The sequence below is a fragment of the Synechococcus sp. BDU 130192 genome, assembly GCF_963876085.1.
GTDB lineage: Bacteria > Cyanobacteriota > Cyanobacteriia > Cyanobacteriales > MRBY01 > MRBY01.
Window position 1 is genome coordinate 13772 of the sequence record NZ_CAWNNO010000017.1, and the last position, 8081, is coordinate 21852.

At 51.4% G+C, this 8081-nt stretch carries 8 protein-coding genes; 6 read left to right on the plus strand and 2 right to left on the minus strand.

Annotated elements, in window-relative coordinates; genetic code table 11:
* Positions 1-1332 (plus strand): acetolactate synthase large subunit (locus AACT35_RS06415; protein ID WP_254048019.1); only part of this gene is annotated, 1332 nt, incomplete at its 5' end.
* On the opposite strand, the gene cobA is transcribed toward AACT35_RS06415, so the two are convergent.
* Positions 1315-2085, minus strand: coding sequence for a uroporphyrinogen-III C-methyltransferase (gene cobA, locus AACT35_RS06420; protein ID WP_223209948.1), 771 nt, complete (start codon positions 2083-2085; stop codon positions 1315-1317). The two genes, AACT35_RS06415 and cobA, sit on opposite strands and share 18 nt — an antisense overlap.
* Positions 2086-2332: 247 nt before the next feature.
* Positions 2333-2473, minus strand: coding sequence for a hypothetical protein (locus tag AACT35_RS06425; protein WP_012308359.1), 141 nt, complete (start codon positions 2471-2473; stop codon positions 2333-2335).
* A 178-nt stretch (positions 2474-2651) separates the two neighbouring features.
* On the opposite strand from AACT35_RS06425, the gene gshA reads away from it, so the two are divergent.
* The 5 genes from gshA to AACT35_RS06455 form a co-directional block, all read left to right on the plus strand.
* Positions 2652-3797, plus strand: coding sequence for a glutamate--cysteine ligase (gshA, locus tag AACT35_RS06430; RefSeq protein ID WP_099239411.1), 1146 nt, complete (start codon positions 2652-2654; stop codon positions 3795-3797).
* A 56-nt stretch (positions 3798-3853) separates the two neighbouring features.
* Positions 3854-4309 carry a tRNA (cytidine(34)-2'-O)-methyltransferase gene (locus AACT35_RS06435; RefSeq protein WP_012308357.1) on the plus strand — a complete coding sequence of 152 codons (456 nt, stop codon included), beginning with the start codon at positions 3854-3856 and terminating at the stop codon, positions 4307-4309.
* Positions 4310-5058: 749 nt separating this feature from the next.
* Entirely contained in the window at positions 5059-7020 is a 1962-nt protein-coding gene (locus tag AACT35_RS15810; RefSeq protein WP_099239415.1) for a LysM peptidoglycan-binding domain-containing M23 family metallopeptidase, read from the plus strand.
* 142 nt (positions 7021-7162) lie between these two features.
* Positions 7163-7903, plus strand: a complete 741-nt coding sequence (locus AACT35_RS06450; RefSeq protein WP_216820542.1) for a dienelactone hydrolase family protein — start codon at positions 7163-7165, stop codon at positions 7901-7903.
* Positions 7904-7936: 33 nt separating this feature from the next.
* The coding region (locus AACT35_RS06455; RefSeq protein ID WP_339374595.1) for an RNA-binding S4 domain-containing protein at positions 7937-8081 on the plus strand (145 nt) is incomplete at its 3' end.

Consider the following 8081-nt stretch of genomic DNA (forward strand, 5'->3'; position numbering starts at 1 on the left):
CGCATGCACATTGAATCCCACCAATATCTTGATCTGGTGGCGATGTTTGCCCCCGTCACCAAGTGGAATAAACAAATTGTCCGGCCGAACACGACCCCGGAGGTGGTACGTCGTGCCTTTAAAATTGCCCAGCAGGAAAAACCAGGGGCCGTACACATCGACCTCCCTGAAAATATTGCGGCGATGCCCGTAGAAGGTCAGCCCCTCCAGCGGGATGGTCGTGAAAAAATCTATGCTTCAAGCCGGAGTTTAAACCGGGCTGCCGAGGCGATCGCCCATGCCAAGAGTCCTTTAATTCTGGTGGGTAATGGCATTATTCGCGCCGATGCCGCCGAAGCCCTCACCGATTTTGCCACCCAGCTGAATATTCCCGTGGTCAACACCTTTATGGGCAAAGGGGCAATTCCCTACACCCATCCCCTGTCCCTGTGGACGGTGGGACTCCAACAGCGCGATTTTGTCACCTGTGCCTTTGAACAGAGCGATTTAGTAATTGCAGTGGGCTACGATCTGATCGAATATTCCCCCAAACGCTGGAACCCAGAGGGAACGACCCCAATTATCCACATTGGTGAAGTGGCTGCCGAAATTGACAGTAGTTATATTCCCCTCACAGAAGTTGTCGGCGACATTGGTGATGCCTTAAATGAAATCCGTAAACGCACAGACCGTGAGGGCAAAACCGCGCCAAAATTTCTCAATGTTCGGGCTGAGATTCGGGAGGACTATGAACGCCACGGCACCGATGCTAGTTTTCCGGTCAAACCCCAAAAAATCATCTACGATCTCCGCCAAGTGATGGCCCCAGAGGATATCGTCATTTCCGATGTGGGGGCCCACAAAATGTGGATGGCCCGCCATTACCATTGCGATCGCCCCAATACTTGCCTGATTTCCAATGGATTTGCGGCGATGGGCATTGCGATTCCCGGGGCTGTGGCGGCTAAATTAGTCCACCCAGAAAAAAATGTCGTGGCTGTCACGGGGGACGGGGGATTTATGATGAACTGCCAGGAGCTCGAAACGGCCCTGCGCATTGGGGCGAATTTTGTCACCCTAATTTTTAACGACGGTGGCTATGGTTTGATCGGTTGGAAACAGATTAACCAGTTCGGCGCACCAGCTTTTGTGGAGTTTGGCAATCCCGATTTTGTGCAGTTTGCCGAAAGTATGGGCCTCAAGGGTTATCGGATTACTGCCGCCGCCGACCTTGTGCCGACCTTAAAAGAAGCCCTAGCCCAGGATGTGCCAGCGGTGATCGATTGCCCCGTGGACTACAGCGAAAATGTGAAATTCTCCCAAAAATCAGGGGATTTAATCTGTCGCATGTAACAGGGTGTCGTACTGGGGATGGAGTTCTACCACGCGACCCACAATGGCGATCGCCGGCGCAGAAAAGCCCGTTGCTTCGACTTTTTGGACAATGTCCCCAAGATTACCCAGAAGTTCTTCTTGATCCGGGCGCGTTCCCCAACGAATTAGAGCAATAGGAGTGTCTGTGGTTAAGCCCCCTGCGAGGAGCTGGGGAATAATTTGGGGCAGATTGTGGATGCCCATGTAGATCACGAGGGTCTCAGAACCCTGGGCGATTGCCTGCCAATTAACCTGGGGTCGATACTTGCCAGCGGCCTCATGGCCTGTGACAAAGGTTGCCGAACAACTATAACCACGGCTGGTGAGGGGAATGCCACAGTAGGCGGGAGCGGCAATGCCAGAGGTAATGCCTGGGACAATTTCGACGGGAATATTTGCGGCTTGGAGATCGGCCATTTCTTCGCCGCCTCGCCCAAAAACAAACGGATCGCCCCCTTTCAAGCGCACCACAATGGCAAATTCCTGGGCTTTTTCGATCAAAATTTTTGTGGTTTCTTCCTGGGGGAGTGAATGTCTACCCCGGCGTTTCCCCGCATGGATCCGTTCGGCCTGGGGATTGATCATCGCCAAAATTGGCTCACTGACCAAGGCATCATAAACAACCACATCAGCCATTTCGAGGAGGGTTTTGCCCTTTAGGGTAAAGAGGCCAGGATCACCGGGGCCTGCCCCAACAAGGTAAACTTTGCCGACTGGAGTGCTAGGGGTCATGGAATTTGCCATGGAGGAGGGGTTCAGGGAAAAAATAAATTTAAGGGAAATGGCTGAGGAGCCGTAAGGTATCCCAGATTAACACGGGCAATTTTTTTTTCTGTATCTTTGGTTGCCCTTTCTAAAGAAATACTTAATTTTTCCCTTGACAAGGCGATCGCCCCTTTCGTTTTCCGCCAAAAAATCCCTAAAAATCTAAAAATAAGGAGCCATGGCCCCAACGAAAAACCATGACGCCCCATTTACCCTAGGCTCGCTCCTGCTTCTGGGGATTAGACCGGATTTGCTGGAGCAATAGTTCCAATTCCGCTTGGATCGAGAGATATTTTACCCGGGTATCTAGGGGTAGTGTATTAGCGGCTTTATCCTGGACTGTACATTGACTCATGGTTTGATCTAAAGCAATTTTAAAATGGCGTTTATTAAGAGAATGAGTATATTAACTTAAAATTCCCCACCGTCAGGGAGAAATTTTCGCACAAGGAGAGAGAAGGGCAGCATAAAATAGTGTATTGCTGGATAATCTGCATGATTCATCCCCCATTGCCAGGATTTGAGGATACATTTTGCTGCTATCAAAAGGTTTAGAGATTGAAATCTACACAGGCACCCCCACCGGAGAAATTATCGGCCTCTCCGATCAAGTGGTAAAGGCCCTCGAAGGCTTTGTGCGGGAACCCGATAATCGCAATGTCGAATACACCACGCCCCCTTGTTGCAGCTATGAAAGTTTGCTCTGTGCAATTTTGCAGCCCCGACTGCAACTGCGTCAGTTTTTGAAAACCCTGGGGAACTACACCCTCATTCCTGGCAGTACCCTCTCTCTCGGTGATGCGAGTCGCTTTTTTCGCTCGGATCCCCAAAATCCCTACCATGCCTATATTGAACAGACCTATGGCACCGATGTGGTGACGGCCAGTGTCCACATTAATATTGGCATTGAGGATCCAGAAATTTTGATGCGGGCCTGTCGGTTAATGCGCCTCGAAGCCCCGTTAATCCTGGCGCTAAGTGCGGCCTCGCCGTTTCTAGATGGTCGCGTGACGGGTTCCCATTCCCGCCGCTGGCAAGTGTTCCCGAAAACCCCGGCCCAGGTGCCCCTATTTACCAGCCATCAACATTTTATTGATTGGACTAATGAGCAACTCCGCCTGGGGACGATGCAAAATGTCCGACATTTGTGGTCTTCGGTGCGTCCCAATGGCGATCGCCGTCCCTACTCCTTAAACCGCTTGGAATTGAGAATTTGTGATTTGGTGATCCATCCCCTGCAATTGCTGGCCATTGTCGCCTTCGTCGAAGCAAGAATTCAACAGCTTTTGGCCCAGCCCCACCTCGACCCCCTCAAATCGAGTCAGTTAAACCCAGCCCACCTCTTGGAAATTACCGATGCCAATGAGCAACTGGCGGCCCAATCTAGCCTAGAGGCGACCCTCTATCACTGGCGCACAGGCCAGCCGATCCAATCCACCGCTTGGATCCAAGAAATTTACACAGAAGTCTATCCCTTTGCGAAACAGGCGGGATTTGCTTGTTTTCTCAGCCCGTTGCAAAAGTTACTCCGGGAGGGGAATCAGGCTCAACAATGGCTCCAGGCCCATCGTCAAGGTCAACCTTTAGAGATGATTATCCAAAAGGCGATCGCCGAAGCCGAAACCCTCGATCAAGAATTAGCCCAATATTTGTGCGAACCCGCTGCCCTTGTGGCCTAGGTGCTTGAATGGGTATCTTTAACTGTTTGTAAGACTTTGTTTATTAATCTGCGCCGATGCCCCAACTGGTTCTTGTTCACCCCCAAATTCCCCCCAATACAGGTAATATTGCCCGCACCTGTGCGGCGACCGATACGGAATTACACCTCGTCGGCCCCCTAGGTTTTGAAATTGGCGATCGCCACCTAAAACGCGCCGGCCTAGATTACTGGCCCCATGTCAAACTTTCTTTCTATCCCGACCTTGAGCATTTCCTCCAGGCCCAGGCCACCAGAGGGGGGCGTCTCCTGGGTTACAGCGTCCGGGGCACGAGCCAATACACAGAATTCACCTACCAAGATGATGACTGGTTGCTATTTGGTAGCGAAACCCAAGGCCTCCCCGCAGAACTGCTCCAACGCTGCGATGCAACCCTAACTATTCCTATCAATAAGACCCATGTTCGGAGCCTTAATCTTTCCGTGAGTGCAGCGGTGGGTCTCTTTGAAGTGCGGCGTCAATTAGGGCTTTAGTTTTCCCCGATAAGATATTTCTATCACCGCCCCCCCGTAGTGCGCCGAAAACATTAACAGATCTCCCCTGAATCGGTGGAGATTTTATTCTTTTAAAACAAAAATACTATCGCTAAATGTGCACTTAGAAAGCCTAAAAAGCTTATGCAATAGGTGTCTTGGCTAGAGAAGCTGTCAAAACCGAAAAAATATGCTAGGCGATCGCCAGTGGGGAAAAGTGCAACTAAATATTAACTGAAATCACCCTTGTTCTGTATCCTGGACTACCCATTGATCCCAGTGTTTTTCCCCCAGAAAAATCAAAATATATCAACCCAGACTTGTTAAAAAGAAGAAACCAGGGTAACCTTTCCTAGACATTCACCAAATGTCCAATTCAAGTGATCTCAATCACGAGAAGTCGGTAGAATTGTTACTTCAATTGTTTCAGTTGAAGCAGAATGAAACCACTGCTCGACACAAGTAGGAGGTTGTTTTTGAAGGACGTATCCCAAAAGCACCGCATTGTATCCCCTGAAGGTACTGCAGCTTTGGCAACGTCGGTAAAGTCGAACCAAGCGTCTGTTTTCCCATCAGCCTGCTCCCCCTGGAGTCTTGTTGGTTTTCTGGAAAACGTGCCTCACTTCTCACATTTTTTGTCTTCCCATTGAGGGCTACGAAAAATTTCACCGATTTCGGTGTTGACCACAGAAGTAACGGCTTTGCCCAATTCACGAACAGACCGTCTTTTTTCCCAAGGAGAAACATTTATGATTCCTGCTCCAGTTACTTTAGCAACGGCTCCGGAGGTCGAATCCCCCCAACTCGTCGCTGCTGTAAGTTCAAATTCTGTCAGTAGGGTTGAGCCTGAACTACCCGCCATCAAGCACATTGTTGCTGAAGCTGATACGTTTTGGTCCATTGCTCAACGGTATGGCGTGGCCCCTGAGGCGATCGCCACCTTAAACGATCTCACTGTCGAAAGTACTCTAGTGGTTGGGCAAGCACTAAAAATTCCGGCCCCTTCCCAACAACCGATCGCCCGTTATGAGATTGACTCTCCGGCGATCGCCCCCAGCGAGCAACCCACGCTCCCCAAGCCCAGCGTCGAAGTTGCCGCCCTTGAGCTTCCTTCCCAAGCCCTCATGGATGCCGATTCTGCCCGCCTTGAGGCCGACGCACCTACCGCTACATTACGCGCCGAACAGGACAAACTCGTCGAAAGTATTCAAGCCCTAAAAAGCCAGCCTGTGGAAAAGGTGATTTTTGAGGCCAAAACAGAGGCACCTCAACCCGAAACCTTGGTTAGCTCCACTGCTTTGACTCCCCAGGCACCCACCGCTGCCCCCAAGGGCGTTGTCACAATTCCTGTACCGAAACCCCAGGACTTCAGTGCGCCCACGGCCAAAGCGGAACCCACACCGGAAACCTTAATCGCTAATAATGCGGTTTCTAGCCCCCAGCGTTTACCGGAACCCCCCCAGCTCCAATCTCCTACCCCTGAATTGGTATTGGAAGCGAAAAAAGAAGAAAAAGCAGAACAGGCCCGCTCTGTCACCCTGATTGTTCCGCCAGCCCAGAGCAATGCTTCAACGCCTCTGGTGCGTCCCCAGGAAAAGGCCGCTACCCCAGCAGCCCCAGCGGAAGTCTTGGTTGCAGCAAATACCAACGCCGTGCCCAAAACCCATGTGGTTCGTCCAGGGGAAACTTTATACGCGATCGCCCGTCGTTATGGCATCTCAGGGCGTGAATTGATTGCCGCTAATAAGCTGCTCAATCCCAACGTAATCTACGTCAACCAAAAGCTAGCGATTCCGGCTCGCGCCCAGCAACCCCAGCCCCAAAAAGAATTTGTGGCCCTTGTTCCCCAAATGGAGGTAACCCAAGGCGTGAATCGTAATAGTGCAACCCTAGCGAATGCCGTTTCTCTGCCGCAGCCCAAATTACAGGCAGAAACTGGTTCTGTAACCGCACCGGACAGCGACCGAATCACCACGGAAGCCGCCGTAGAAAAGCTTAAAACTGACATCGCGCGGCTACGTCGGGAATATCAACAGCAATCAACGCCCATTGCCCTCAAGGTTCCGGCTCCCAATGTCGAATTCGCCAGCAATGAGCGCGCTGCGGCCCCGGCCCCGGTAGTTAACCCAGAATGGCAAGGACAACCTGAGCCTTCTGCTGCGGCCCCCCGCACCGTGGAAGTGCCCGAAGCACCCCAGGAAATTGCAGCGGCTTCTCCTGGCAACGTCGCCAACTACAACGCGCTTCTGCGTCTCTCTGTTGGTGAAACCGTGAGCCCGGATCTGCCTCCCCTGGCCTCTCCCGATGAATATTTACCGGGCGCTGAAATCTTCAATGGTTATATTTGGCCGGCGAAAGGAACCTTTACCTCTGGTTATGGCCCCCGCTGGGGTCGGATGCACCGGGGGATTGATATCGCTGCTCCCACAGGCACCCCCATTTTTGCGGCGGCCAGTGGTGAAGTGATTACGGCTGGCTGGAACTCTGGTGGTTATGGCAACCTCGTCAAGATCCGCCACGGTGATGGCAGTGTCACGCTATATGCCCACAATAGCCGGATCATGGTACGCAAAGGCCAACAGGTCAAGCAAGGCCAACAAATTGCAGCCATGGGTAGCACTGGTTTTAGCACTGGCCCACACCTCCATTTTGAGATTCATCCGAAGGGTCAGGGAGCAGTTAACCCGATGGCCTTCTTGCCGAAGCGTTAGGGCAAAATATTTAACTTTTAAGTTCAATACATTGATTTAAGAGAGGGAGTCTTTCCCTCTTTTTTTGTGACTATGGGCAAAGCAATCTCGCGGGAAGCACCTTTTAAAATGGGAACGACGAAGTTATTTATCCAGTGTTTTTGTGATGTCCCCACTCCAAACAGAAACGGTTCAAATTCCCAATGGTGATCTGCAGATTGCGGCTTACTTGAGCTATCCAGTTAGTGCGGAACCCTTGCCCGCTGTGATTGTGGTGCAGGAAATTTTTGGGGTTAATGGCCACATTCGTGATGTCACTGACCGCATTGCCCGCTTGGGTTATGTGGCGATCGCCCCGGCAATTTATCAACGGTTGGCCCCAGGATTTGAAACAGGGTACACTCCAGAAGACGTGAAAGTCGGACGGCAATATAAAGAACAGACTAAGGCCACAGAACTGCTTAGTGATCTCCAGGCAACCATTGATTATCTTTACGGTCGGCCCCAGGTAAAGCCCACGGGGGTTGGTAGCATTGGTTTTTGCTTTGGTGGTCATGTGGTCTATCTCGGAGCGACTCTGCCGGAGATTAAGGCAACAGCGTCTTTTTATGGTGCTGGGATTACCACCTGGTGTCCTGGGGAAGCAATCCAGACAACCCTGGACTATACTCCTGAAATCCAAGGCAAACTCTACGGTTTCTTTGGGATGGCCGATGCGTCGATTCCGGCGGCTCAAGTAGATCAGATCGAGACGGCTTTAAAAACGCACCAAGTCGAGCACAAGATTTTTCGCTATGAAGGGGCAGGCCATGGCTTCTTTTGCGATCGCCGTGCCAGTTACAATGAACAGGCCGCCCAAGCAGCATGGCAAGAGGTACAGACCCTCTTTGCTGAAACCCTCTAAATTTTTTATTTTTGTCTAACCCCAATGACCCAGATGCCGACCGACGACCCTACAATTCAGCTTGATCAATTTCTGAAAATTATGAACCTTGTGGCGACGGGGGGCCAGGCCAAAATGGTCATCCAGGGGGGCTTCGTGGAGGTCAATGGAGAAACAGAAACCCGCCGCAAACGGAAAT

What these genes read in the sequence shown, in the direction of transcription:
- AACT35_RS15810 (WP_099239415.1), top strand. Translation starts at nt 5,059, where the DNA reads ATGATTCCTGCTCCAGTTACTTTAGCAACGGCTCCGGAGGTCGAATCC.
- AACT35_RS06435 (WP_012308357.1), top strand. Translation starts at nt 3,854, where the DNA reads ATGCCCCAACTGGTTCTTGTTCACCCCCAAATTCCCCCCAATACAGGT.
- AACT35_RS06425 (WP_012308359.1), bottom strand. Translation starts at nt 2,473, where the DNA reads ATGAGTCAATGTACAGTCCAGGATAAAGCCGCTAATACACTACCCCTA.
- cobA (WP_223209948.1), bottom strand. Translation starts at nt 2,085, where the DNA reads ATGACCCCTAGCACTCCAGTCGGCAAAGTTTACCTTGTTGGGGCAGGC.